A 22674-nucleotide genomic window follows, 5' to 3' on the forward strand; every position below is an offset into this window, starting at 1 on the left:
GAAAAACCGCCGTTCTCGGCGGTTTTTTATTGTTCGTCATAGGTAATTTAGGCCTACAGCGGTCGGTCTCGTCGGCGGGACCGGTCAACCGTTTGAGGAAATCGTCGCGCAAGCTGCGATAGAGCGCGCCGCCGCGGAAACCGGGCGGCGCAATTCGACCGCTCACCCGAAGAGGGCGAAAGTCGCCTTCAGCGTAACCCAGACACCCCAGAGCAGCGGAATGCCGACGACGGCCCAGGCCAGCATCGCCTTGGCGTCCAGCCCGCCGGTGCCGATGCCGAAGGAGCCGGTCGGCCCGGCATTGACGGCCGCAGACTTCGCCTGCAGCGCCGCGACCTCGTCATCCCTCATGAACCACTTGTCCGGAAGCGGCCTGACCAGCGCATTGGCGATGAGACCGAGCGCCAGCATGCCGGCAAGGATATACATGGTGCCGGTATAGAGGGCCGGACCAGGGGCAACGCCGGCGGCGATCTGAGCCTCGCGGATATAATTGACCACGACGGGGCCGACGATCCCCGCCGTTGCCCAGGCAGTCAGCAGCCGGCCGTGAATGGCGCCGACGAACTGCGTGCCGAAGATATCGGCAAGGTAGGCCGGGATGGTGGAGAAGCCGCCGCCATACATCGACAGGATGATGCCGAAGGAAAGAACGAACAGCGCCTTGTTGCCCATGCCGGCGAAGGTGGGCGCCAGCGCATAAAGCGCAATGCCGATGAGGAAGAAGCAATAATAGGTGTTCTTCCGGCCGATCTTGTCGGACAATGACGCCCAGAAGAACCGTCCGCCGATATTGAAGAGCGACAGCAAACCGGCAAATCCGGCAGCGATCGTGGCGATCGATGCCTTCTGCCCGGCATCGAGTTGAGCGAAGCCGACATCAGGCAGACCGATCAGCGAGCCGGCGAAGATTTCCTGCAGCATCGGCGAGGCCATGCCGAGAACGCCGATTCCGGCCGAAACATTGAGGCAGAGCACGGCCCAGATCAGCCAAAACTGCTTGGTCTTGTGGGCGTCGCGCAGATGCACGTGTCTGGTGGTGATCATCGTGCTCTTGGCCGCGGGCGGCGTCCAGCCTTCCGGCCGCCAGCCGGCCGGCGGGATGCGATAGCCGAAGGCGCCGCCCATCATGAAGACGAAATAGATCGCCGCGATGACGATGAAAGTCTGCCAGACGCCGACCGATGTATCGGTCTTGAAGGTGTTCATCAGCAGGTTGGCAAGCGGAGCGCCGATCATTGCGCCGCCGCCGAAGCCCATGATCGCCATGCCGGTTGCCATGCCGCGCCGGTCGGGAAACCACTTGATCAGCGTCGAGACCGGCGAGATATAGCCGAGGCCGAGACCAATGCCGCCGATGACGCCGGCACCGAGCCACATCAACCAGAGCTGATGGGTAAGGACGCCGACGGCGGCAAGCACGATGCCGCCGCACCAGCAGCAGGCGGAAACGACGCCCGCCTTACGCGGGCCGGCCCGCTCCAGCCAACCGCCCCAGATGGCGGCCGACGAGCCGAGCAGAACGAAGAACAGCGTGTAGATCCAGCCGAGATCGGCAACGCGCCAGTCGCAGGTGGTGGTGAAGAGCGCCGAGGCGAGGGTCAGATCGGGGCAGGCGGTCGAGGCCGTGATCCCGAGCGACTTGGAAAGCGGCAGCCAGAACACGCTGAAACCATAGGCCATGCCGATGCAGAGATGGATGGCAAGTGCGGCCGCGGCACCAGCCACCTGTTGAAACCGGGCCTTGCGATAATCCTTTCGCGATCAAGCAGGCCTGAGCCCGCCAACGCTCCGTCAGTACGTGTTCTCGCTGCAGTCATGAACAACTCCTCCCTGTTTCAGACCTTGCTGTGATTGTAGCGTCGCCCATTTTCAGGCGCGCAAAGGACGCTGCAACACGTCGAACTTCGTATTTTTAAATCGATTATATTTCGACGTATGCAGTGGCGCATGGGCAGGCAGTTTGCTGCTGCCTCCCCTCCCCAGACGCCACTTTGAATTACCGGACCTGGTTTGCCTCCGCCTCCGGCTTGCGGATCATGGGAGCGGCCTGAAGCACCAGTGCATCCAGACCGTTCTCCTCTTTATCGAGAATTTCAAACAATTGCCGCCGCATGCGCGGCTCCCAGAATTTATTGATGTGCGTGGCGACGCCTTGCGCGGCCTCATTTTGCGGCTGGCTTTTGAAAAAGGTGGCGATCTGATTTGCCATATAGACAAGCTTGGTTTTGGTATCATGCGACATCGGCGATACTTCCGGGCGAGATGCGGTGCGGGTGTGTGAAAATCTCGAAATCTTCGCCGCGCACCAGCGCGACGAGCGTCATGCCGGCCGCTTCGGCCGTGCGGATAGCAAGGGCCGTCGGCGCTGAAATGGCGATGAGCGCGGGGCTGCCGAGGATCGCCGCCTTCTGCACCATCTCGACCGACAGCCGGCTGGTGACGACGACCGCGCCGTTTCCGCCGCTTTCGCCGGCGCGGATGACGGCGCCGCAGAGTTTGTCCAGAGCGTTATGGCGGCCGACATCTTCGCGAACCGCAATCAGCCCGCTGCCGGGAAGGTAGAATCCAGCGCCATGTACGGCCCGCGTCTCCCGATGCAGCGGCTGCGCCTCGTTCAGAAGCGAAACAGCCCGAACGATATCCGCATGAGACAGCGCCAACGGCGATGTCGAGACATCGGGCACCGGCCGCACCGCCTGTTCGATCGATTCGATGCCGCAGAGCCCACAGCCGACCGGTCCGGCCATGCTGCGGCGGCGCGCCCGCAGCCGATCGGCGACATCGTCGGCAAGGCTGACCTGCACGTCGATGCCCTGCCCGCCCGCGACGATCTCGATGGCGGATATCTCCGCCGGCCTGGCGATAATCCCTTCGGTCAGGCTGAAACCGACCGCGAAATCCTCAAGATCCGCGGGTGTCGCCATCATTACTGAATGCGAACTGCCGCCATAGGAAAAGGCGATCGGCACTTCCTCAGGCACGATGCGCGAACCGCTGTGCATGACGCCGTTGCGGCGGGCGGTTTCGGGAGCACGGGCGGTGGTGGGGAAAGTCATCGCAGACGCCTCCTCTTCTCCTCGAGGGGAGAAGGAAGGATCTCGCCGAAAACGCCAAATCGCCCCGGCATTGTCACTCCGCCGCTTCGAGCTTGCCGGCGATGCGGCGCGATTGCCGTGCCTGCTCGTCATATTCGAGCTGCCAGTCGCTCGGCCCGTTCGACGGCGAGACCTGCACCGCCGTCACCTTATATTCCGGGCAGTTGGTCGCCCAGTCGGAGAAATCGGTGGTGATGACGTTCGCCTGCGTATTGGGATGATGGAAGGTCGTATAGACGACGCCCGGCGCAACACGATCGGTGATCAACGCTCGGAGCGTCGTGTCGCCGGAGCGGCTCATGAGCTTCACCCAGTCGCCGTCACGCACACCGCGCTGTTCGGCGTCGTGCGGATGAATCTCCAGCCGGTCTTCCGCGTGCCAGACGACATTCTCGGTCCGCCGCGTCTGCGCTCCGACATTATACTGGCTGAGGATGCGGCCGGTGGTGAGCAGCAGCGGGAAGCGCGGGCCGGTGCGCTCGTCGGTCGCCACATATTCGGTGCGGATGAACTTGCCCTTGCCGCGGACGAAACCGTTGACATGCATGATCGGCGAACCGAGCGGGTTCTTCTCGTTGCAGGGCCACTGCACCGAACCCATCTTTTCGAGGTAATCGTAGGAAACAAGCGCGAAACTCGGCGTCGTCGCGGCAATCTCGTCCATGATCTCCGACGGATGGGCATAATTCCAGTCGAGCCCCATGGTCTGGGCAAGTTTCTGCGTCACCTCCCAGTCACCATAGCCATTGCGTGGCGTCATCAACTTGCGCACACGGTTGATGCGCCGCTCGGCATTGGTGAATGTGCCGTCCTTCTCGAGGAAGGTCGAGCCCGGCAGGAAGACATGGGCGTAGTTGGCGGTTTCGTTGAGGAACAGGTCCTGCACGACGACGCATTCCATCGCCGCAAGCCCGGCCGCGACATGTTTCGTATCCGGATCGGATTGCAGGATGTCCTCGCCCTGGACGTAAAGCCCTTTGAACGAGCCGTCGACCGCCGCATCGAGCATATTCGGAATGCGAAGGCCCGGCTCGTCGCTAAGCTTCACGCCCCAGAGCTTTTCGAAGATATCACGCGTCGCATCGTCGGAAATATGCCGGTAGCCGGGCAGCTCGTGCGGGAAGGAACCCATGTCGCAGGAGCCCTGCACATTGTTCTGGCCGCGCAGCGGATTTACGCCGACGCCGGGACGGCCGATATTGCCGGTCGCCATTGCCAGATTGGCGATCGCGATGACCGTGGTCGAACCCTGGCTGTGTTCGGTAACGCCGAGACCGTAATAGATCGCGCCGTTGCCGCCCTTGGCATAGAGCCTCGCCGCGCCGCGCAGATCCGCCGCCGGCACGCCGGTGAAGATCTCGGTCTGTTCGGGGCTGTGCGCCGGTTCGGCGACGAAGGCAGCCCAGTCCTCGAATTCCGACCAGTCGCAACGCTCGCGGATGAAGGTCTCGTCATAGAGCCCTTCGGTGACGATCACATGCGCCAGCGCCGTCATCACCGCGACATTGGTGCCCGGCTTCAGCGGCAGGTGGTAGGAAGCCTCGACATGGGGTGACCGGACGATATCGGTGCGGCGCGGATCGATGACGATGAGCTTCGCCCCCTGGCGCAGTCGCTTCTTCAGCCGCGAGCCGAACACCGGATGACCGTCCGTCGGGTTGGCGCCGATGATGACAACGACATCGGATTGTTCGACGCTGTCGAAATTCTGCGTTCCGGCCGAGGTCCCAAATGTCTGGCCGAGACCGTAGCCGGTCGGCGAATGGCAGACGCGGGCGCAGGTATCGACATTGTTGTTGCCGAAACCGGCGCGGACCAGCTTCTGCACCAGATAGGTTTCCTCATTGGTGCAGCGCGAGGAGGTGATGCCGCCGATCGCGTCGCGGCCATATTGATATTGGATGCGGCGGAACTCCGACGCCACATGGGCGAAGGCCTCGTCCCAGCTCACCTCCCGCCAGGGATCACTGACCTTTTCGCGGATCATCGGGTTGAGGATGCGGTCCTTGTGAGTGGAATAACCGTAGGCGAAGCGGCCCTTGACGCAGGAATGGCCGCGATTGGCCTGTCCCTCCTTCCACGGCACCATGCGCACCAGTTCCTCGCCGCGCATCTCCGCCTTGAAGGAGCAGCCGACGCCGCAATAGGCGCAGGTGGTGACGGCCGAATGCTCCGGCTGGCCGATCTCGATCACCGATTTCTCCGTCAGCGTCGCCGTCGGACAGGCCTGGACACAGGCGCCGCAGGAAACGCATTCGGAATCCATGAAATTCTCATGCATGCCGGGTGACACGCGGGAGCCGAAACCGCGCCCCTCGATCGTCAGCGCAAAAGTGCCCTGCACTTCCTCGCAGGCGCGCACGCAAAGCGAACAGACGATGCATTTGGAGGGATCATAGGTGAAATAGGGATTGGACTCGTCCTTCGGCATCCATTTCAGATTGATGTCGCCGTTGCTGCGCGCCTTGACGTGATTGTCGCCCTCATAGCCGTAGCGCACGTCACGCAGGCCGACAGCGCCTGCCATGTCCTGCAACTGGCAATCGCCATTGGCAGCACAGGTGAGACAGTCGAGCGGATGATCGGAAATGTAGAGCTCCATCACGCCGCGGCGGATATCCTTCAATCGTCCCGTCTGCGTGTGCACCACCATGTTTGCCGCCACCGGCGTCGTGCAGGAGGCCGGCGTGCCAGGGCGGCCCTCGATCTCGACGAGACAGAGCCGGCAAGAGCCGAAGGCATCAACCATGTCGGTGGCGCAGAGCTTCGGCACCTCGATGCCGGCTTCCATTGAGGCGCGCATGATGGAGGTGCCTTCCGGCACGCTGATCTGTTGCCCATCAATGGTGAGCGTCACCATGGTTTCGGATTTCGAAGCGGGAGTGCCGTAGTCGATTTCATGGATGAGAGACATGGTCGGCCTCCTGTAGGGAAATGGGATTGCGCAGGTCACGGCATGCGGCTGCAGCTTGGAAGATCATCACTCGGCAGCCTCCACGACCGGTGCCGGCACAAAATCTTCCGGGAAATGCGTCATGGCGCTCATCACGGGATAGGGCGTGAAGCCGCCAAGCGCGCAGAGCGACCCGAATTTCATGGTATTGCAGAGATCGCCAAGCAATATTCGGTTCTCCTCCGGCTCGATGCCGCGAGCGATCTTGTCAACCGTCTCGACGCCGCGCGTCGAACCGATGCGGCAGGGCGTGCACTTGCCGCAGCTTTCGACAGCACAGAATTCCATGGCGAAACGCGCCTGCTTCAGCATGTCGGCCGTGTCGTCGAAGACGACAATGCCGGCGTGGCCGATGAGTCCGTCCTTGGCGGCAAAGGATTCGTAGTCGAAAGGCGTATCGAACAGCGCCCGCGGGAAATAGGCGCCGAGTGGTCCGCCGACCTGCACGGCCTTGACCGGCCGGCCGGTCCTCGTGCCGCCACCGATCCTGTCGACGATCTCGCCGAGCGAAAGACCGAAGGCTGTTTCGTAGAGACCGCCATATCTGACATTGCCGGCGATCTGCAGCGGAATGGTGCCGCGCGAGCGGCCCATGCCGAAATCGCGGTAGAAGGCGGCGCCCTTTTCCATGATGACAGGCACCGAAGCCAGTGAGATCACATTGTTGATGACGGTCGGACAGTCGAACAGACCCTTATGCGCCGGCAGCGGCGGCTTGGCGCGCACGATGCCGCGCTTGCCTTCGAGACTGTTCAAGAGAGCCGTTTCTTCACCGCAGACATAGGCGCCGGCGCCGGTACGCACCTCAATATCGAACGCGCGGCCCGAGCCAAGCACCGACGGGCCGAGGATCCCGGCCTGCCGCGCGATGCCGACGGCCTCGCTCATCGCAGCGATTGCATGCGGATATTCCGAACGGGTGTAGACGAAGCCCTTCGTGGCGCCGGTCGCAAGTCCTGATATTGCCATGCCTTCGATCAGCACGAAGGGATCGCCCTCCATGATCATCCGGTCAGCAAAGGTGCCGCTGTCCCCCTCATCGGCGTTGCAGACGATATATTTGCGTTCGCCGCTAGCATCGAGAACGGTCTTCCACTTGATGCCCGTGGGAAAGCCGGCACCGCCGCGACCGCGCAGGCCGGAATCGGTGACTTCCTTGACGATTTCAGCGGGCGCCATCGCCACGGCGCGGCGAAGGCCGGCAAGGCCGCCATGCGCCTCGTAATCCGAAAGCGAGAGCGGATCGATGACGCCGCAGCGGGCGAAGGTCAAGCGGGTCTGTTCCTTCAAGAACGGGAGGTCTTCAACCTCCCCGAGACAGAGGGGATGATCGCCGCCGTTGACGATCCCGGCGTCGAAAAGACCGGACACATCCTTTGCCTTCACCGGTCCGTAGCCGATGCGCTTGCCGGCAAGCTCGACCTCGACCAGCGGCTCCAGCCAGAACATTCCGCGCGAGCCGTTGCGCACGATCTCGGCATCGAGGCCGCGGGCGACGATCTCCTGGGCAATCGCCTTTGCCACCTTTTCGGCCCCGAGCGCCAGCGCAGCGGCATCGCGCGGAACATATATCTTGACTGTCATCGGCGCGCCTCCGCAACGAGTTCCGCCGCCATCTGATCGTCGAGCCGGCCATACACCTCGCCGTCGAGCATTGCCGACGGCGCGCAGGCGCAGAGCCCGAGGCAGTAGACTGCCTCCAGCGTCACGCTGCCGTCGAGCGTCGTCTGGTGAAAATCGATGCCGAGCAGCGCCTTGATGCGCTCAGCCAGCGCGTCGCCACCCATCGACTGACAGGCCTCGGCGCGACAGAGCTTCAGCACATGCCGCCCGGCGGGGTGGTCGCGATAATCGTGATAAAAGGTCATCACGCCATGCACCTCGGCGCGCGAAAGGTTCAGTTCCTCCGCGATCACGGGCAGGGCTTGCTGCGGCACATAGCCGAATTCCTGCTGAACTTGATGAAGAATGGGAAGCAGCGGCCCTTCAAGGGAGCGAAGGTCGGCGACAATGGAACGCGTGCGCGCTGCGATATCGCCTTCGGCGATATGAATGGTCATGAGGCAGCCCTCCCAGCCGCTTGCTCGTTGCGGAATGGCGCTCTCCACCGGCATGAGGCCATCCCCTCATGCAGCATCTCAGGGAAGCCGGCGACGATCAATAAAGCTATCTCGTGGATTGATAGGTTTTCTCTATCAGAGCTCTTCATCCCGCACGAGCACGCGCGCTTCATGCAGCAAGGCCGAAACGAGCGGCGTGAAGGGTTCGCGATAGGGCGCGACGAGGCCGACCAGATGGTGGGCCTCCGGTTCAACGATCGGAATCATGCGGATTTCTATTGGGAATCCAAATGATTTCGCGACGTTGCGCGGCATGATGCTTGCCCAGCGCCCAGTTCTGACATGCGAGAACAGCACGATCATCGAGTTGGATTCGAGAGTTGGATGTACGGTCGCGCCCGCTTCCGTCAGGTGCCGGTTGATGATGCGTCGGTTCTGCATGTCGGCGGTCAATAGACAAAGCCGAAGATCGCCGACCTCCTTCCAGGTCACGTTGTCGCGATCGGACAGCGGGCTGCCCGCAGCCGTGATCAGGTGATAGCGCTCGGCGTAGAGGGGAACACTGGTGACACGTCCGAGCGGCTCATTTTCAAGATAGGTGATACCGGCATCGATCTCGAGATTTTCGAGCATGCTCAGCACCTGCAGCGAGTTCCGCGAGACGATCGAGAAGGTCACTCCCGGATGTCGTTCCTGAAAGGGCGTGGTGATGCGCGAAAGCATGGCGAGCGCGGTCGGAATGGCAGCGAGGCGGATGTGGCCGGAAAGACCGCGGCGGGCGGCGCGCATCTCTTCCCGCATGGTGCGAGCATCGCCGACGATGCGCCGCGCCCATTCAAGCACCCGCTGCCCCTCCGGCGTCAGCCCCTGAAACCGCGAGCCGCGCTGCACCAGCATGACGCCAAGCTGGTCTTCAAGCTGCCGGATGGCGGCCGAAAGTGTCGGCTGGGAAATCCCGCACTCCTCCGCGGCGCGGCCGAAATGCTTTTCGTTGGCAAGGGCGATGAAAAATTCCAGCTTGTCGATCATCCGGTCTCCCGATCCGGCGCGAAATCATCCGGATCAGCCTATCTTCGACGCAGCAACCGTGCTCCGCAAGGGCGGTACTAATTGTTTTCAGCAGCCGGAAAAAGATCGAACAACGATTCAAGGAAGGCAAGCACGCTTGTATTGCCGATACGGTAATAGACCAGCCTACCCTGACGGCGCGTATTGACGAGGCCTTCAAGCCTTAAACGTGCGAGCTGCTGCGAGACCATTGCCTGCTGAATGCCGAGGATGTTTTCGATTTCACCGACCGTCCGCTCCTCACTCGCGAGTATGCAAAGAATCAGAAGTCGGGTCTGGTGCGCCAGTGCCTTCAGCAGATCGCTCGCCTCACGAGCGTTTCCAGCGAGTTTGTGCAGTTCCTGACCGGACATTCCCGGCTCGGGCTTGGGCAATGGCATTCGACATCTCGGAAGGGAAGCGAAAAGGCAGATCAGCACAATAGCATATTCGCACACGCGAATTTGCCAAAAGTGATGAAATGTCAAAAAAGGTCTAACCAAATCAGCAGATAAGCTGGCCGCCATTGATCTCGATGACCTGGCCGGTAATGTATCCGGAGAGGGAGGGTGCCGCCAGGAACAGATAGGCCGGAGCGCAGTCCTCCGCCGTGCCCAGCCGCTGCAAGGGAATAGACTTTCTCGTCTGCTCCAGCTTTTCGCGGGAGGAATAGCGCTCATGGAAATCCGTCTCGATCGTTCCGGGCGAGACACAATTGACGCGGATGCTATCCGGCGCGAGCTCGCGGGCAAGCGCCTTGGAATAGGTGGAAACGAAAGCTTTCGAAGCGGAATAGATCGAAGAACCGGGACTGCCGCCGGTCAGCGCGGAAATTGAAACGGTGTTGACGATGGCAGCGCCTTCCGCCGCCTTTAATGCCGGCAGCAGCGCACGCGTCAGCGCCACCACCGACGTCTGGTTCAAACGCACGATCGCCTCATAATCTGCGTCGGTCAGTGTGGCAGCCGGAAAACGGCCGAGCATGGTGCCGGCGTTATTGACGAGCACATGCACCTTGTCGAAAAAGGCAAGCGCATTTTCGGCAAATTGCGCAGCGCCGCCAGCGGCGGTGAAATCGGCGTGCAGCAGCAGCGCCCGTCTTTCGGATTCAGCCGTCAGCAGAAAATCCGGCAGCTCGCGCCCCGGTTTGCGTCCGGTATGGACGATCACCTTCGCGCGGCAGTCCAGGAACTGCCGGGCCACTTCGAGGCCGATGCCCCGCCCGGCGCCGGTCACGATGACATTGCGATTCTCGAATAGTCTCGGATGGAACACGAAGCCGTCCTCCTCGCGGACAAAGCCGCCTGTTGCGCCATTCGCCCTTAACATATGAGCGCGCCGGCCGAAAGAAAGGCGGCATCATCTTTCCGCGAGAGGCTAGCGCTCTTCCTCGAAAGCTCACACTTCGTTTTCGCTCTCCAGCAGCCGCGGGCCCGGCCCTTCCTCGCCGAGCCGATCGAAGGGATTGCGCAACGGACAGCTTTCGATCGACAGGCAGCCGCAGCCGATGCAGCCGGTCAGACGGTCTCGCAGCAGGCTCAGCTGTCTGATTCGCGTGTCGAGCTCATCCTTCCAGCGCGCCGACAGCGTCTGCCAGTCGGCAACCGTCGGCGTGCGTCCCTGCGGCAGGGAGGCAAATGCCGTCTGGATTTCCGAAAGCGGAATGCCGACACGTTGCGCCACCTTGATGATGCCGAGCCGGCGAAGCACATCGCGTCCGTAGCGCCGCTGGTTGCCGCGCGTGCGGATACTCGAGATCAGCCCCTTGACCTCATAGAAATGCAGCGCCGAGACGGCAAGACCGCTGCGTTGCGCCACTTCACCGACCGTCAGAAGCCTGCCGAGCGGCGTTGCAGAAATCCTATTCATCGCCTATTGACCTCAATATTAGTTGAGGTTTTATAACCCCTGCTCCCCCGCCCGTAAAGCGCGAGGCGCAGGAAGGAGCGGCAGTGAGATCATCCGGTCGATAAAAGCTGGAACGAGGGCATCGGCGCTCGTCCGCCCCCGTATCGATCGCTCCAGCCGATATAGCCCCCGAGAGGCGAGCGCTCGGGTTCCGTTCCCGGCAGGTACGGAACCTCGGAAACACCCGGACAGGACCTCTGTCCGGGTGTTTTTTCTTTTGCGCCCCATCCCGACCGGCCGGACTGCTTTGCAATTTTGCGGTTGCGGCAAGAAAACCCCGATGATAGTTTTCGCCGAAATAACAGGGGAGCTCCGTGTCGCCGGGGCTGAGATGCGAGGCGCAAGCTTCCGGACCCTTCTAAGCTGATCTGGGTAATGCCAGCGGAGCGAGGTCCAAATGCATTCCGGCGCGCAAGTGTCACTCTACCCGACGTCCGGCCATTCCGCCGGCATCCCTATCGATGCCGTCAAGGCAATCGCCCCGAATTGCGGCAGGCTGCGCATCGAGACCGATGCCCTCGACAGGTTTGCGCCAACGGCCCGACGAAAGCCTGAAATCGAGCGCCGATGACATCGCCACGCCCATCGGATTCGCGTCTTGCGACGCTCTGTCTCGCCGTGTACCGGGCAATGCCCGCCTTGCTCGCAGGCTTTGCCTTTCTGGCGGCATGGGAACTCTATGTCGATCTTTCCGGCATCAAACCGTCCATTCTGCCGGCGCCTTCGCGTATCCTTGTCCAGGGCTGGCTGAACCGAGAGGGGCTGATATCAAACACCTGGCCGACGCTCGGCGCCACACTCGGCGGTTTCGCTCTGTCGCTCGCCTTCGCCTTCGCCTCTTCGATCCTGATGGATTTCATGCCCTTCATGCGCCGGGCACTGCTGCCGATCTTCATTGCCAGTCAGACTTTGCCGCTGGTGGCGATTGCACCCCTCGTCGTTCTCTGGTTCGGTTTCGGCCTTTTGCCGAAGATATTGCTGGTGGCCCTCGTCACCTTTTTCCCGCTGCTCGTTGCCCTGCTTCAGGGTTATGAGGCAACCGACCGCGATATTGCCGAATTGCTGAACTCGATGAAGGCGAGCCGCTGGCGCATTTTCCGCCTGGCGCGCCTTCCCTCCTCTTTGCCCTTTTTCTTCGCGGGTCTCAGGATCTCGATCACCTATGCCGTCGTCGGCGCGATCTTTGCCGAATATGCCGGCGCTGCAAGCGGCCTCGGCATCTATATCCTCAACGCCAAGAACAATTTCCGTCCCGATCTCGTGCTCGCCGCCGTGATCATCAGCGCTCTCTTGACGCTCTGCCTCTTCGCGCTGACGCTGGTTATCCAGCGTTTCGTCATGCCCTGGCAGCCATCCCAGGAGCGGCGCCGATGACCGGTCAGATGCTTGAGCTGCGCAACATCTCGAAATCCTTCGACGGCATGAAGGTTCTGAGCGACATTTCACTCACCGTCGCAAACGGCGAGTTCGTTTCGATCGTCGGCCCATCCGGCTCCGGAAAATCGACTGTGCTGAGACTGCTGACACAGGCGCTGCGGCCTGATTCCGGCGCCATGCTTTTCAACGGTGCAGCGCTGGAACAGACGCCGCATTCCTTTGCCTTCATGCCGCAACGCGATGCGCTGATGCCGTGGCGCCGAATCATCGATAATGCCGCGCTCGGCCTTGAAGTGAAAGGCATGACTCGTCGGGCGGCCCGCGCCGCTGTCGCGCCCCTCTTCGAGCGGTTCGGCCTTGCCGGCTTCGAGCATCACTACCCCTCTTCTCTTTCCGGCGGCATGCGCCAGCGTGCGGCACTGCTGCGCACCGTCATCCAGAAGCAGGACATGCTGCTGCTCGACGAGCCCTTCGGCGCGCTCGATGCGCTGACCCGCACACAGATCCAGGAGTGGCTGCAGGGCATGTGGACCGAACATCGCTGGACGGCGCTGCTAATCACGCACGATGTCCGCGAGGCCGTTTTCCTCTCCGATCGGATCTACGTGCTGTCTGCCCGCCCGGCCCGCATCATCCGCGAATTCCGTGTCCCCCTGCCCAGCCCGAGAAGCATCGCCGATCTCGGTTCACCCGCAGCTCAGGCAATCGAGACTGAAATCCTGCAAACCCTGCTTCATCCGCTGGAACAGGATGATTTTAGGCCGGTCGGCCTGAAATCTGAATCCTGTTCCAATTTAAAGAGTTAGGGCATGATGTCGTCCGAAAACGCTCACACTTTTCGGCATCATGCTCTCAAGACCTGAGGAGGTCACCATGCCGCTTCTCACCCGTCGCCAGACGATCCTTGCCACCATCGCAACAAGCCTCGCCGGCCGCGCCGCCTTCGCCCAACCGGCGCCCGCAAAGGTTCGCATCGCGCTCGACTGGACGCCCAACACCAACCATATCGGCATCTATGTCGCCAAGGCGAAAGGCTTCTATGCGGCCGCCGGCCTCGATGTCGAAATTCTACCCTTTACCGACACCAGCGCCGGCACGCTGGTGTCGAACGGGGTCGCCGATTTCGGCATCAGCAGCGAGATCGAGGCCCTAACGCAGCGGGCTGGCGGCGGTGACGTGAAGATGGTCTATGGCATCGTCCAGACGGAAACCGCGCGCCTGATTTTCAAGGGCGGACGCGACGACATCAAGAGCCCTAGAGATCTCGACGGCAAGACCTATGGCGGCTTCGGCGGCACCTGGGAGAGCGCGCTGGTCTCGGCGATGATCCGCAATGACGGCGGCAAAGGCGACGTCAAGACCGTCACCCTCGGCACCTCCGCCTATGAGGCACTGGACAATGGCTCGATTGACTTCACGCTGGAGATCTACACCTGGGAGGGCATCGCCGCCGAGCTGGAGAATCGGAAGATCAGCCGCTTCCATTATTCCGATTACGGCATTCCCGACGAGCAGACGACGGTCATCGTTTCCAGCGACGCCTATCTCTCGGCCAGTCGAGAACACGCGCGCGCCTTCATCCAGGCCACACGTCAAGGCTATGTCTACTCCATCGACCATCCCGACGAAGCCTGCGACCTGCTGATATCAGGAAGTAACGGCGCGCTGATGAACGCGGAACTGGTAAAAGCATCTCAGAAAGCGTTGATCGAAGGCCATTTCCTGAGATCCGAGGCCGGCGTGATCGGCACGCTTGACCCGGCAAAGGCCGATGCCATCGGCGGCTTCCTGATCGAGAACGAGATCCTGGTGGATGCGAATGGCGTCGCGCTCAAAGAGAAGCCGGACTTTTCCACCTATTACACCAACGAGTTCCTCGGCTGATCCGGCCCGGGCCTTGCCGAAGCGGCTTTCCGCGGCAATGCTTTGAGCCTGGGGCGGTTTAAGCCGAATCGGGCAGGGCGGGGAACGACATGCGAGCACAGGACAGACTCGTCGGAGCAGACTTTCTGCGCGCGATGGCCTGCTTGTTGGTGCTCGCGCATCATCTCGCGCTCCGGCTGGATATGCGCAGAGTTCCGGATGAAATGGCGGCGACGGCAAACGTCCTCCGCTTCGGCAATTTCGGGGTCGCCATCTTTTTCGTGCTTAGCGGCTTTCTGCTTGCCCGCCCCTTCTGGCACGCTCTCGACGCCGGCGGCGCCATGCCGAACCTTGGGCACTACGCCATCCGCAGGTTGGCACGCATCGCTCCGGGCTTCTGGTTCGCCGCCAGCGTCAGCTTCGTCCTCAGCCTGACGCTGCTTGCCCTGCCGCCGACGCCGGAACTCGTCGTCCGCTACGTCTCGGGACTACTGTTCATGAGCCAGTGGCATTGGCGCACGTTTTTTCCCGTCGAAGCCGATGGGCCGCTCTGGTCCATTCCCTTCGAGGTGACCAGCTATGTGCTCCTGCCGGTCGGCTTTTTCCTGCTGTTTCGCTTGCCGCTGCTGCGGCGACGTCCGTTCTTCGCCCGCGCCGCCTGGCTCGGCGTCGGTGCCGTCGTCCTTCTTGCCCATCTGGTGATCCTGAGGCTCTTTGCGCTCGACGATATCGGTCGTGGCTGGGCATATGGCCTGCAGGGCGGGGCGAAGGAATGGATGCCTAACTATAATCCGATCGGCTTCTTTGCCGTCTTCGCGCTCGGCGCGCTTGCCGCCGGCATCGAAGTGATGTTGCCCGCAAGACGCTCCCCCTGGTTCGATGCCGCGGCACTCCTGGCCCTTGCGATTGCCGGTTACCGCCTCCTCACATCCCCCGGTGGCTCGGCCGAAGGTTACGGCTGGCTTGACATCCCTTATGGATTTCCGGTCTTCCCACTGGCCGTCGCAACAGCGCTCATTTCACTCAGCCATTCGCAGGGTCTGGGCAGGCTGCTTGATAACGCTCCTATCCGCTACGTCGCCAAGATCTCTTTCGGCATTTACATCTGGCAGGAGATCATCCTGACATTGATCCAGAGACTCGCCCCCGGCTCGTTCGGGGCCACCTCGGAGAATGTGGTCACCGGCTGGCTGCAATCTTGCACACTGACGGCGGCGCTGGTTTTTCTGGTGGCAAGCCTCAGTTATTATCTGTTGGAACGACCGGCAATCGACTTGGGTAACCGCCTGACATCGCGCCGCCTGATCGGGCTACTCCTTTAAAAGTATAATTTCGAATACCACTCAACTAGAGGCATTAGGGTTAACGCGAAATACTCCCATTTTTGGCGTCTTTATGCTTACCGATTTCTTATTTATAACGATGACAAACCATACGTAAGCATGTATCTGTCTCCCCGCTGTTCAGTATCGCATCTAAACTTCTGGGCTTTGAGTAATGAATGCTTTTACTTCGAAGATAAGTTCACGCTTCGATTCGTCTCAGCGTCAGAACAAAATCCGGACCCTGGTTGTAGCGAACTCCAACATTCGCCAGCCGGACAGCTTTTCCGGTGTCGAAGGGAAGGCGGCTCTGCGATTGGCCGTAAAGCGGCTGATCGACATCGTCATCTCGGCCAGCGCTCTCCTCGTGCTGGCGCCGCTTTTCCTGGCAATCGCTCTTTTCATCAAACTCGACGATGGCGGCCCCGTATTCTTCCGTCAGATCCGTTGGGGCCTGAACGGCCGGAAGATCACCGTCTTCAAGTTCCGCTCGATGCACACCGACGCTTGCGATCCCAGCGGCATCCAGCAAACCGTCAAGGGCGACAGGCGGGTGACCGGCATCGGCGCTCTGCTCCGCAGGACCAACATTGATGAGCTGCCGCAGCTTCTAAACGTCCTCAGGGGCGACATGTCCCTGGTCGGTCCGCGCTGTCATGCCATCAACATGCGCGCGGCCGGCAGGCTCTACGAAGAATTGGTGCCGAACTACCACCATCGCCACATCATGCGCCCCGGCATCACCGGCCTCGCGCAGACACGCGGCTGGCGCGGACCGACGGCGCGCCCGTTGCAAGCCCGGGCCCGCATCGCCTGCGATATCTATTATGTCAGGAATTTCAGCCTGCGGCTCGACCTGAAAATTCTGTTGAAGACGCTGGTCATCGAGCTGCGCGGCGGCACCGGCTTCTAGTGAGAGTCTACGCGGTTCAAAGCATGGCGCGCAAAGATATGCGGCCATGAAAACGGTATGCACAAAACAAAGCGCTAGAGCGCGAGAGGCGAATCTGAAGACCGCGACGTGCTTCAGCACATCGACCCAAATCAGAAAACACTATGGGTTTATTAAGAGCCGCAGCGCCTTTTTGCGCGCCTTGGGGGCGGACGGCGCTGCAAATGTGGCCTCTGTTATAAGCCGGGCAAAAGCGGCTTTGAACGCCCACTCTTTCTTTCAAGCTCTCGATGATGGCGCTTCGACCTTCGCTCGAAGACCGCAAAACAAAAAAGCGGCCTTCGAGGCCGCCTTTCATTGATGCTGTCGGTATGATCAATCCTGGACGATGCCACGAAGATGCGTCAGTTCCATGATGAAGTGCTCGAGCCTCGACTTGTGCTCATGCAGCTCGGCATGTTCGAGCTCCTTGCGGGCAGCCTCGATGCGGCGGGTCAGCTCGTCCTTATGGAGTTCCTCGACCGGAACGGCGGATTCGGCCAGCAGCGTGCAGCCCGTCGGCAGAATATCGGCAAAACCGCCGAACACCACATAGTCCTGCTTCTTGCCGGACGCCGAACGCACGCTCACCACGCCCGGCTTGATCGTCGTCATTGTCGGCGCGTGGTTCGCCATGACGGTCATCTCGCCCTCGGTCGCGGGAACGACCACCTCCGTCACCATCTCCGACAGCAGCAGACGCTCCGGCGAAACGAGCTCAAAGTTGAAATTGTCAGCCATCAGTGACTTACCTTCTCGGCTATGGCTTTTGCATCTTGCAAATTTGTCCCGCAGAACGGGCAGTGCAGTATCGCCTGGTCGAGATATCCGAGGCCCTCCTGGGTCTGAACCAGTCCTACAACCATCATCAGCACGCCGTTATCGGCACGATAGACAGTTGGCGCGGCCGGTTCCGGAAGTTCTGCCACGACTCCTTTGAGGGAGTCGCAGCAGAATATCTCGTCCTGAGCGTCGCTCATCAAGCGGCAGCGAGCTTCTTGGCCTTCTCGATAGCTTCGTCCATCGAACCGACCATATAGAACGCGGCTTCAGGCAGATTGTCGTATTCGCCGTTGACGAGACCCTTGAAGCCCTTGATCGTGTCTTCGAGGGCAACCAGCTTGCCCGGCGAACCGGTGAAGACTTCTGCGACGAAGAACGGCTGCGACAGGAAGCGCTCGATCTTGCGGGCGCGGGCGACGGCGAGCTTGTCTTCTTCCGACAGTTCGTCCATGCCGAGGATGGCGATGATGTCCTGCAGGGCCTTGTAGCGCTGCAGCGTCGACTGAACCTTACGGGCCACTTCGTAGTGCTCTTCGCCGACGACCATCGGGTCGAGCATGCGCGAGGTAGAGTCGAGCGGGTCGACGGCCGGATAGATGCCCTTTTCGGCGATCGAGCGCGACAGAACGGTCGTTGCGTCCAAGTGGGCGAACGAGGTTGCCGGCGCCGGGTCGGTCAAGTCGTCGGCCGGAACGTAAATGGCCTGGACCGAGGTGATCGAGCCGGTCGTCGTCGTGGTGATGCGCTCCTGCATCTGGCCCATGTCTGTTGCGAGGGTCGGCTGATAACCCACGGCCGAAGGAATACGGCCGAGCAGAGCCGACACTTCGGAACCAGCCTGCGTGAAGCGGAAGATGTTGTCGACGAAGAACAGAACGTCCTGGCCCTGGTCGCGGAAATGTTCTGCGACGGTCAGGCCGGTCAGAGCCACGCGAGCGCGGGCGCCCGGCGGTTCGTTCATCTGGCCGTAAACGAGCGCAGCCTTGGAGCCTTCGCCGCCGCCATGCTTGTTGACGCCCGATTCGATCATTTCGTGATAAAGGTCGTTGCCTTCGCGGGTACGTTCACCCACGCCTGCGAAAACCGAGTAGCCACCATGCGCCTTGGCGACGTTGTTGATCAGTTCCATGATGAGAACGGTCTTGCCGACGCCGGCGCCGCCGAACAGGCCGATCTTGCCGCCCTTTGCATAAGGAGCGAGAAGGTCGACGACCTTGATGCCGGTGACGAGGATCTGCGCTTCCGTGGACTGCTCGACATAGGCAGGAGCGTCCTGGTGGATGGCACGCTTGTGAGCGGTGTTCAGCGGGCCTGCTTCGTCGACCGGCTCGCCGATGACGTTCATGATACGGCCGAGCGTTTCATCGCCGACCGGAACCGAGATCGGAGCGCCGGTATCGATGACCTGCTGGCCGCGAACGAGACCTTCGCTCGAGTCCATCGCGATCGTGCGGACTTCGTTTTCGCCCAGATGCTGAGCGACTTCGAGAACCAGGCGATTGCCGTTGTTGTCGGTTTCAAGCGCGTTCAAGATCGCCGGCAGTTCGCCTTCGAAAGCAACGTCGACGACGGCGCCGATAACCTGGGTGACTTTGCCGACAGAGCGGGTAGCTGCCTCAGCCATTTTCTTACCCTCTTTTCCTAACTCAGAGCGCTTCCGCGCCCGAAATGATTTCAATCAGTTCCTTGGTGATCTGAGCCTGACGCTGACGGTTGTAGCTCAGCGTCAGCTTGTTGATCATCTCACCGGCATTGCGCGTCGCATTGTCCATGGCGCTCATTTTGGCGCCCATCTCGCCTGCGACGTTCTCGAGGAGCGCGCGGAAGATTTGGACGGAGATGTTGCGCGGGATCAGATCGCCGAGGATCGACGCCGGATCCGGCTCGTATTCGTAGACGGCGCCGGCATGGGCGGCATCTTCGGCGACGGCTTCCGGAGCCTTGGCCGGGATCAGCTGCTGCGCGGTCGGAACCTGGCTGATCACCGACTTGAACTCGGAGTAGAACAGCGTGCAGACGTCGAACTCACCGGCGGCAAACATCTCGATGATGCGCTTGCCGATCTGGTCGGCGTTTTCGAAACCGATCTTCTTGACTTCGCGGAGTTCCTTGCGCTCGATGATCAGCGGCGCAAATTCGCGGCGAAGGATGTCGTAACCCTTCTTGCCGACGGTGAAGATCTTCACCGTCTTGCCCTCGGCCAGCAGCTTGCGGACATGGTCACGCGCAAAGCGGGCAATCTGCGAATTGAAGCCGCCGCAGAGACCGCGTTCGGCCGTGCAGACCACCAGAAGATGGACCTTGTCCTGGCCGCTGCCGGTCATCAGCGCCGGCGCGCCATCCGCATCGGTGACGGCCTTGGCGATGTTCGCCAGAACCGCACCCATGCGTTGCGAATAAGGCCGGGCGGCCTCGGCCGCCTCCTGCGCACGCCGAAGCTTCGCCGCGGCGACCATTTTCATCGCCTTGGTGATCTTCTGCGTCGCCTTGACGGAGGCGATCCGGTTTTTCAGATCCTTGAGTGAAGGCATCCGTGATCCGTCCTAACTTAGGGCCCGATTACTGGAAAGACTTGGCGAAGCTGTCGAGAGCAGCAACGAGCTTGCCCTTCGTGTCATCGCTGATAGCCTTTTCGGTGCGGATCGCATCGAGGATGGCGGAGCCTTCCGAACGCAGATAGGACAACAGGCCCTGTTCGAACTTGCCGACCTGAGCGACCGGCAGCTTGTCGAGGTAGCCGTTGACGCCGGCGAAGATCACGGCGACCTGCTCTTCCGTCTTCAGCGGCGAGAACTGCGGCTGCTTCAGGAGTTCGGTCAGGCGTGCGCCGCGGTTCAAGAGGCGCTGCGTTGCAGCGTCGAGGTCCGAACCGAACTGGGCGAAGGCGGCCATTTCACGATACTGGGCAAGCTCGCCCTTGATCGAGCCGGCGACCTGCTTCATCGCCTTGATCTGTGCCGACGAGCCGACGCGGGAAACCGAGAGACCGACGTTAACGGCCGGACGGATACCCTGATAGAACAGGTCGGTTTCGAGGAAGATCTGGCCGTCGGTGATCGAGATCACGTTGGTCGGAATGAAGGCCGACACGTCGTTGCCCTGCGTTTCGATGACCGGCAGGGCGGTCAGCGAACCGGCGCCCTTGTCGTCGTTCATCTTTGCAGCGCGCTCGAGCAGGCGCGAATGCAGGTAGAAAACGTCGCCCGGATAGGCTTCGCGGCCCGGCGGACGGCGCAGCAGCAGCGACATCTGGCGATAGGATACGGCCTGCTTCGACAGGTCGTCGTAACCGATCAGCGCGTGCATGCCGTTGTCGCGGAAATATTCGCCCATGGCGCAGCCGGCAAATGGAGCGAGGAACTGCATCGGCGCCGGGTCGGATGCCGTCGCGGCAATGATGATGGAATACTTCAGTGCGCCGCGCTCTTCGAGAACCTTGACGAACTGGGCAACGGTGGAGCGCTTCTGGCCGACGGCGACGTAGACGCAGTAAAGCTTCTCGCCTTCCGGACCGTTGTCGTGAATGGCCTTCTGGTTGAGGAAGGCATCGAGAAGGATGGCGGTCTTGCCGGTCTGGCGGTCGCCGATGACGAGCTCGCGCTGGCCGCGGCCGACCGGGATGAGGGCGTCGATGGCCTTGAGGCCGGTCGACATCGGCTCATGAACCGACTTGCGCGGAATAATGCCGGGAGCCTTGACGTCGACGCGCGAACGGCGGGTCGCATTGATCGGGCCCTTGCCGTCGATCGGGTTGCCGAGCGCGTCGACGACGCGGCCGAGCAGTTCCGGACCAACCGGAACGTCGACGATGGCGCCGGTCCGCTTGACGGTGTCGCCTTCCTTGATGTCACGGTCGGAGCCGAAAATAACGACACCGACGTTGTCGGATTCAAGGTTCAGAGCCATGCCGCGGATGCCGCCCGGGAACTCGACCATTTCACCGGCCTGGACGTTGTCCAGACCGTAAACGCGAGCAATACCGTCACCGACGGAGAGAACCTGGCCGACTTCCGAGACTTCCGCCTCTTTGCCGAAATTTTTGATCTGGTCTTTGAGAATTGCGGAAATTTCCGCGGCGCGGATATCCATCAGCCGACCTCTTTCAATGCAAGCTTAAGGGTAGAGAGTTTGGTACGAAGAGACGTATCAATCTGACGGGACCCGACCCTGACGATCAGACCACCAAGAATTGACGGATCAACCGTGACGGCAATCGCCACGTCTTTGCCGGTGACGCCCTTCAGCGCCGCCTTCAATTCATTTTCCTGCTCTGCGGTCAGAGCATGGGCCGAGGTGACCTCGGCGGAGATTTCACCGCGGTGATTCGCGGCGATGACGCGGAAGGCCTTGATCATGCCCGGCAGGGCAAACAGGCGGCGGTTGCGCGCCACGACCTTCAGGAAATTGGCGAAGAAGCCGCTGATGCCGGCCCTCTCGCTGATGGCGACGATCGCCTTCAGCTGATCCTCGGCGGAGAAAACCGGGCTCGCGACGAAGCGCTTCAATTCGGCGCTTTCATCCAGCATCGCCTGGAAACGGTCGAGATCGGCGGTTACGCTGTCGACGGCGCCCTGTTCGAGCGCCAACTCGAAAAGCGACGAGGCATAGCGCTCGGCAACACCAGAAGTAAGCTGGGACGTGTCTGCCACTGGCACAAATTTCCCTGATTTCAATCCAAAATCCGGCTCTCGGCGGGCGCCGAACCTATGATCTTGAATTCGTTTTGATTTCCCCCAGAAATCACAAGAGAAGCCTCTTGCTTCTTCCGAAATTCGGGGTCCGTCTAACATAGGATGTTCGGACTCGCAACACGCGTAACGTCCGAATACGCCTTTCGCATGAATTTCTGTTCGCAAAATTGCGCAAAGGCTTGCGGACAGGCCGCAAAGGCGGCCCGCCGGCGGTGAAATTCACGTTTGAACGAAGCCGAAAGCATAGAGCAGCGGCAGCGCAGCCAGCACGACTTGCACAACCAGAAGTAAATAGTTGACCAGATTGCTCCCCTTATCGGACAGGATCGAGATGAGCCGCGCAAAGGCAGCCATCGCAAAGGAGGCGCCGAATGCCATGTAGATCGTTGTCTGGGCAAGCATGATCGCCGCGAGGCCGAAGCCGAGATAGAAACCGCCCATCGAGCGTCCCTCGCCATATCCTTCAGACCGCCCCTCCTGCGCCTGCAAGCCGAGAAGACGGAAAGCATGGCCCGGCGCAAACATCATGATGAAGCCAGCCAGCGCCGTGAACCCGGCAGAACAGAAGGCGAGCTGCTCGCCGAGTTCGGTTGGAAAATAGAATTCCATGCATCAGCCTCAAATCACCCGGAAAGAATCGG

General features: G+C 61.2%; 21 protein-coding genes, 2 pseudogenes and 1 riboswitch. Of the genes and pseudogenes, 6 read left to right on the forward strand and 17 right to left on the reverse strand.

Translation table 11 applies throughout. The features are described 5' to 3' along the window. Positions 1-162 precede the first annotated feature (162 nt). The 10 genes and pseudogenes from Tal182_RS20845 to soxR all read right to left on the reverse strand — a co-directional run bounded on the left by Tal182_RS20845 (position 163) and on the right by soxR (position 11027). Positions 163-1820 (reverse strand): annotated as a pseudogene (locus tag Tal182_RS20845) (OFA family MFS transporter). Positions 1821-1999: 179 nt separating this feature from the next. Next, on the reverse strand, positions 2000-2245 hold the full coding sequence (locus Tal182_RS20850; RefSeq protein WP_064805366.1) for a formate dehydrogenase subunit delta: 246 nt from the start codon (positions 2243-2245) through the stop codon (positions 2000-2002). Continuing rightward, on the reverse strand, positions 2235-3059 hold the full coding sequence (gene fdhD / locus Tal182_RS20855) for a formate dehydrogenase accessory sulfurtransferase FdhD (RefSeq protein WP_085860607.1): 825 nt from the start codon (positions 3057-3059) through the stop codon (positions 2235-2237). The genes Tal182_RS20850 and fdhD overlap by 11 nt, the downstream gene beginning before the upstream one ends. Before the next feature lie 73 nt (positions 3060-3132). Continuing rightward, positions 3133-6012, reverse strand: a complete 2880-nt coding sequence (fdhF, locus tag Tal182_RS20860; RefSeq protein WP_085860608.1) for a formate dehydrogenase subunit alpha — start codon at positions 6010-6012, stop codon at positions 3133-3135. A 66-nt stretch (positions 6013-6078) separates the two neighbouring features. Then, positions 6079-7635, reverse strand: a complete 1557-nt coding sequence (locus Tal182_RS20865) for an NADH-quinone oxidoreductase subunit NuoF (RefSeq protein ID WP_085860609.1) — start codon at positions 7633-7635, stop codon at positions 6079-6081. Continuing rightward, entirely contained in the window at positions 7632-8111 is a 480-nt protein-coding gene (locus Tal182_RS20870) for a formate dehydrogenase subunit gamma (protein WP_064805375.1), read from the reverse strand. Before Tal182_RS20870 ends, Tal182_RS20865 begins: the two co-directional genes overlap by 4 nt. A 135-nt stretch (positions 8112-8246) precedes the next feature. Next, positions 8247-9140: a LysR family transcriptional regulator gene (locus Tal182_RS20875; RefSeq protein WP_011427055.1), complete on the reverse strand. Its 894-nt coding sequence runs from the start codon at positions 9138-9140 to the stop codon at positions 8247-8249. 77 nt (positions 9141-9217) lie between these two features. Continuing rightward, positions 9218-9559: a metalloregulator ArsR/SmtB family transcription factor gene (locus tag Tal182_RS20880; protein ID WP_064805377.1), complete on the reverse strand. Its 342-nt coding sequence runs from the start codon at positions 9557-9559 to the stop codon at positions 9218-9220. Positions 9560-9662: 103 nt separating this feature from the next. Beyond that, complete coding sequence (locus tag Tal182_RS20885) at positions 9663-10433, reverse strand: SDR family oxidoreductase (protein ID WP_085861013.1); 771 nt, start codon at positions 10431-10433, stop codon at positions 9663-9665. A 123-nt stretch (positions 10434-10556) separates the two neighbouring features. Beyond that, on the reverse strand, positions 10557-11027 hold the full coding sequence (gene soxR / locus Tal182_RS20890; RefSeq protein ID WP_064805379.1) for a redox-sensitive transcriptional activator SoxR: 471 nt from the start codon (positions 11025-11027) through the stop codon (positions 10557-10559). Positions 11028-11359: 332 nt separating this feature from the next. Further along, a riboswitch (TPP riboswitch) is annotated at positions 11360-11473 on the forward strand. 160 nt (positions 11474-11633) lie between these two features. Between soxR and Tal182_RS20895 the strand changes: the two genes are divergently transcribed. The 6 genes and pseudogenes from Tal182_RS20895 (at position 11634) to Tal182_RS20920 (ending at position 16881) form a co-directional block, all read left to right on the forward strand. Then, a complete protein-coding gene (locus Tal182_RS20895) occupies positions 11634-12440 on the forward strand; it encodes an ABC transporter permease (protein ID WP_085860610.1) in 807 nt (268 codons plus the stop codon). Continuing rightward, positions 12437-13249, forward strand: a complete 813-nt coding sequence (locus Tal182_RS20900; RefSeq protein WP_085860611.1) for an ABC transporter ATP-binding protein — start codon at positions 12437-12439, stop codon at positions 13247-13249. The genes Tal182_RS20895 and Tal182_RS20900 overlap by 4 nt, the downstream gene beginning before the upstream one ends. A 67-nt stretch (positions 13250-13316) precedes the next feature. Next, a complete protein-coding gene (locus tag Tal182_RS20905; RefSeq protein WP_085860612.1) occupies positions 13317-14327 on the forward strand; it encodes an ABC transporter substrate-binding protein in 1011 nt (336 codons plus the stop codon). 89 nt (positions 14328-14416) lie between these two features. Beyond that, positions 14417-15636 (forward strand): annotated as a pseudogene (locus tag Tal182_RS20910) (acyltransferase). A 167-nt stretch (positions 15637-15803) separates the two neighbouring features. After that, a complete protein-coding gene (locus Tal182_RS20915) occupies positions 15804-16541 on the forward strand; it encodes a sugar transferase (protein WP_085860614.1) in 738 nt (245 codons plus the stop codon). Between the two features lie 46 nt (positions 16542-16587). Continuing rightward, positions 16588-16881, forward strand: a complete 294-nt coding sequence (locus tag Tal182_RS20920; protein ID WP_085860615.1) for a hypothetical protein — start codon at positions 16588-16590, stop codon at positions 16879-16881. Positions 16882-16895: 14 nt separating this feature from the next. On the opposite strand, the gene Tal182_RS20925 is transcribed toward Tal182_RS20920, so the two are convergent. The 7 genes from Tal182_RS20925 to Tal182_RS20955 form a co-directional block, all read right to left on the reverse strand. After that, the gene (locus Tal182_RS20925; protein WP_064805390.1) at positions 16896-17300 is read right to left on the reverse strand and encodes a F0F1 ATP synthase subunit epsilon; all 405 of its coding nucleotides are present in this window, start codon (positions 17298-17300) and stop codon (positions 16896-16898) included. Then, a complete protein-coding gene (locus tag Tal182_RS20930) occupies positions 17300-17539 on the reverse strand; it encodes a hypothetical protein (protein ID WP_064805392.1) in 240 nt (79 codons plus the stop codon). The genes Tal182_RS20925 and Tal182_RS20930 overlap by 1 nt, the downstream gene beginning before the upstream one ends. After that, positions 17539-18966, reverse strand: coding sequence for a F0F1 ATP synthase subunit beta (gene atpD / locus Tal182_RS20935; RefSeq protein ID WP_011427065.1), 1428 nt, complete (start codon positions 18964-18966; stop codon positions 17539-17541). The genes Tal182_RS20930 and atpD overlap by 1 nt, the downstream gene beginning before the upstream one ends. Positions 18967-18988: 22 nt before the next feature. Then, on the reverse strand, positions 18989-19873 hold the full coding sequence (locus Tal182_RS20940) for a F0F1 ATP synthase subunit gamma (protein WP_064805394.1): 885 nt from the start codon (positions 19871-19873) through the stop codon (positions 18989-18991). Positions 19874-19901: 28 nt separating this feature from the next. After that, positions 19902-21431: a F0F1 ATP synthase subunit alpha gene (gene atpA / locus Tal182_RS20945; RefSeq protein ID WP_064805395.1), complete on the reverse strand. Its 1530-nt coding sequence runs from the start codon at positions 21429-21431 to the stop codon at positions 19902-19904. After that, positions 21431-21997, reverse strand: a complete 567-nt coding sequence (locus tag Tal182_RS20950; RefSeq protein WP_085860616.1) for a F0F1 ATP synthase subunit delta — start codon at positions 21995-21997, stop codon at positions 21431-21433. The genes atpA and Tal182_RS20950 overlap by 1 nt, the downstream gene beginning before the upstream one ends. Before the next feature lie 255 nt (positions 21998-22252). Next, positions 22253-22642, reverse strand: a complete 390-nt coding sequence (locus Tal182_RS20955; RefSeq protein ID WP_085860617.1) for a DUF4345 domain-containing protein — start codon at positions 22640-22642, stop codon at positions 22253-22255. Positions 22643-22674 lie beyond the last annotated feature (32 nt).

It is taken from the genome of Rhizobium sp. TAL182 (genome assembly GCF_002117725.1).
GTDB lineage: Bacteria > Pseudomonadota > Alphaproteobacteria > Rhizobiales > Rhizobiaceae > Rhizobium > Rhizobium esperanzae.

Bases quoted from the DNA above. Each gene is read 5' to 3' on its own strand.
- Tal182_RS20925 (WP_064805390.1), bottom strand. From the start codon at position 17,300: ATGGCTGACAATTTCAACTTTGAGCTCGTTTCGCCGGAGCGTCTGCTG.
- Tal182_RS20920 (WP_085860615.1), top strand. From the start codon at position 16,588: ATGAAAACGGTATGCACAAAACAAAGCGCTAGAGCGCGAGAGGCGAAT.
- atpA (WP_064805395.1), bottom strand. From the start codon at position 21,431: ATGGATATCCGCGCCGCGGAAATTTCCGCAATTCTCAAAGACCAGATC.
- Tal182_RS20875 (WP_011427055.1), bottom strand. From the start codon at position 9,140: ATGATCGACAAGCTGGAATTTTTCATCGCCCTTGCCAACGAAAAGCAT.
- fdhD (WP_085860607.1), bottom strand. From the start codon at position 3,059: ATGACTTTCCCCACCACCGCCCGTGCTCCCGAAACCGCCCGCCGCAAC.
- Tal182_RS20955 (WP_085860617.1), bottom strand. From the start codon at position 22,642: ATGGAATTCTATTTTCCAACCGAACTCGGCGAGCAGCTCGCCTTCTGT.
- Tal182_RS20905 (WP_085860612.1), top strand. From the start codon at position 13,317: ATGCCGCTTCTCACCCGTCGCCAGACGATCCTTGCCACCATCGCAACA.
- soxR (WP_064805379.1), bottom strand. From the start codon at position 11,027: ATGAATAGGATTTCTGCAACGCCGCTCGGCAGGCTTCTGACGGTCGGT.
- atpD (WP_011427065.1), bottom strand. From the start codon at position 18,966: ATGGCTGAGGCAGCTACCCGCTCTGTCGGCAAAGTCACCCAGGTTATC.
- Tal182_RS20915 (WP_085860614.1), top strand. From the start codon at position 15,804: ATGAATGCTTTTACTTCGAAGATAAGTTCACGCTTCGATTCGTCTCAG.
- Tal182_RS20880 (WP_064805377.1), bottom strand. From the start codon at position 9,559: ATGCCATTGCCCAAGCCCGAGCCGGGAATGTCCGGTCAGGAACTGCAC.
- Tal182_RS20850 (WP_064805366.1), bottom strand. From the start codon at position 2,245: ATGTCGCATGATACCAAAACCAAGCTTGTCTATATGGCAAATCAGATC.
- Tal182_RS20940 (WP_064805394.1), bottom strand. From the start codon at position 19,873: ATGCCTTCACTCAAGGATCTGAAAAACCGGATCGCCTCCGTCAAGGCG.
- Tal182_RS20895 (WP_085860610.1), top strand. From the start codon at position 11,634: ATGACATCGCCACGCCCATCGGATTCGCGTCTTGCGACGCTCTGTCTC.
- fdhF (WP_085860608.1), bottom strand. From the start codon at position 6,012: ATGTCTCTCATCCATGAAATCGACTACGGCACTCCCGCTTCGAAATCC.
- Tal182_RS20870 (WP_064805375.1), bottom strand. From the start codon at position 8,111: ATGACCATTCATATCGCCGAAGGCGATATCGCAGCGCGCACGCGTTCC.
- Tal182_RS20865 (WP_085860609.1), bottom strand. From the start codon at position 7,635: ATGACAGTCAAGATATATGTTCCGCGCGATGCCGCTGCGCTGGCGCTC.
- Tal182_RS20900 (WP_085860611.1), top strand. From the start codon at position 12,437: ATGACCGGTCAGATGCTTGAGCTGCGCAACATCTCGAAATCCTTCGAC.
- Tal182_RS20930 (WP_064805392.1), bottom strand. From the start codon at position 17,539: ATGAGCGACGCTCAGGACGAGATATTCTGCTGCGACTCCCTCAAAGGA.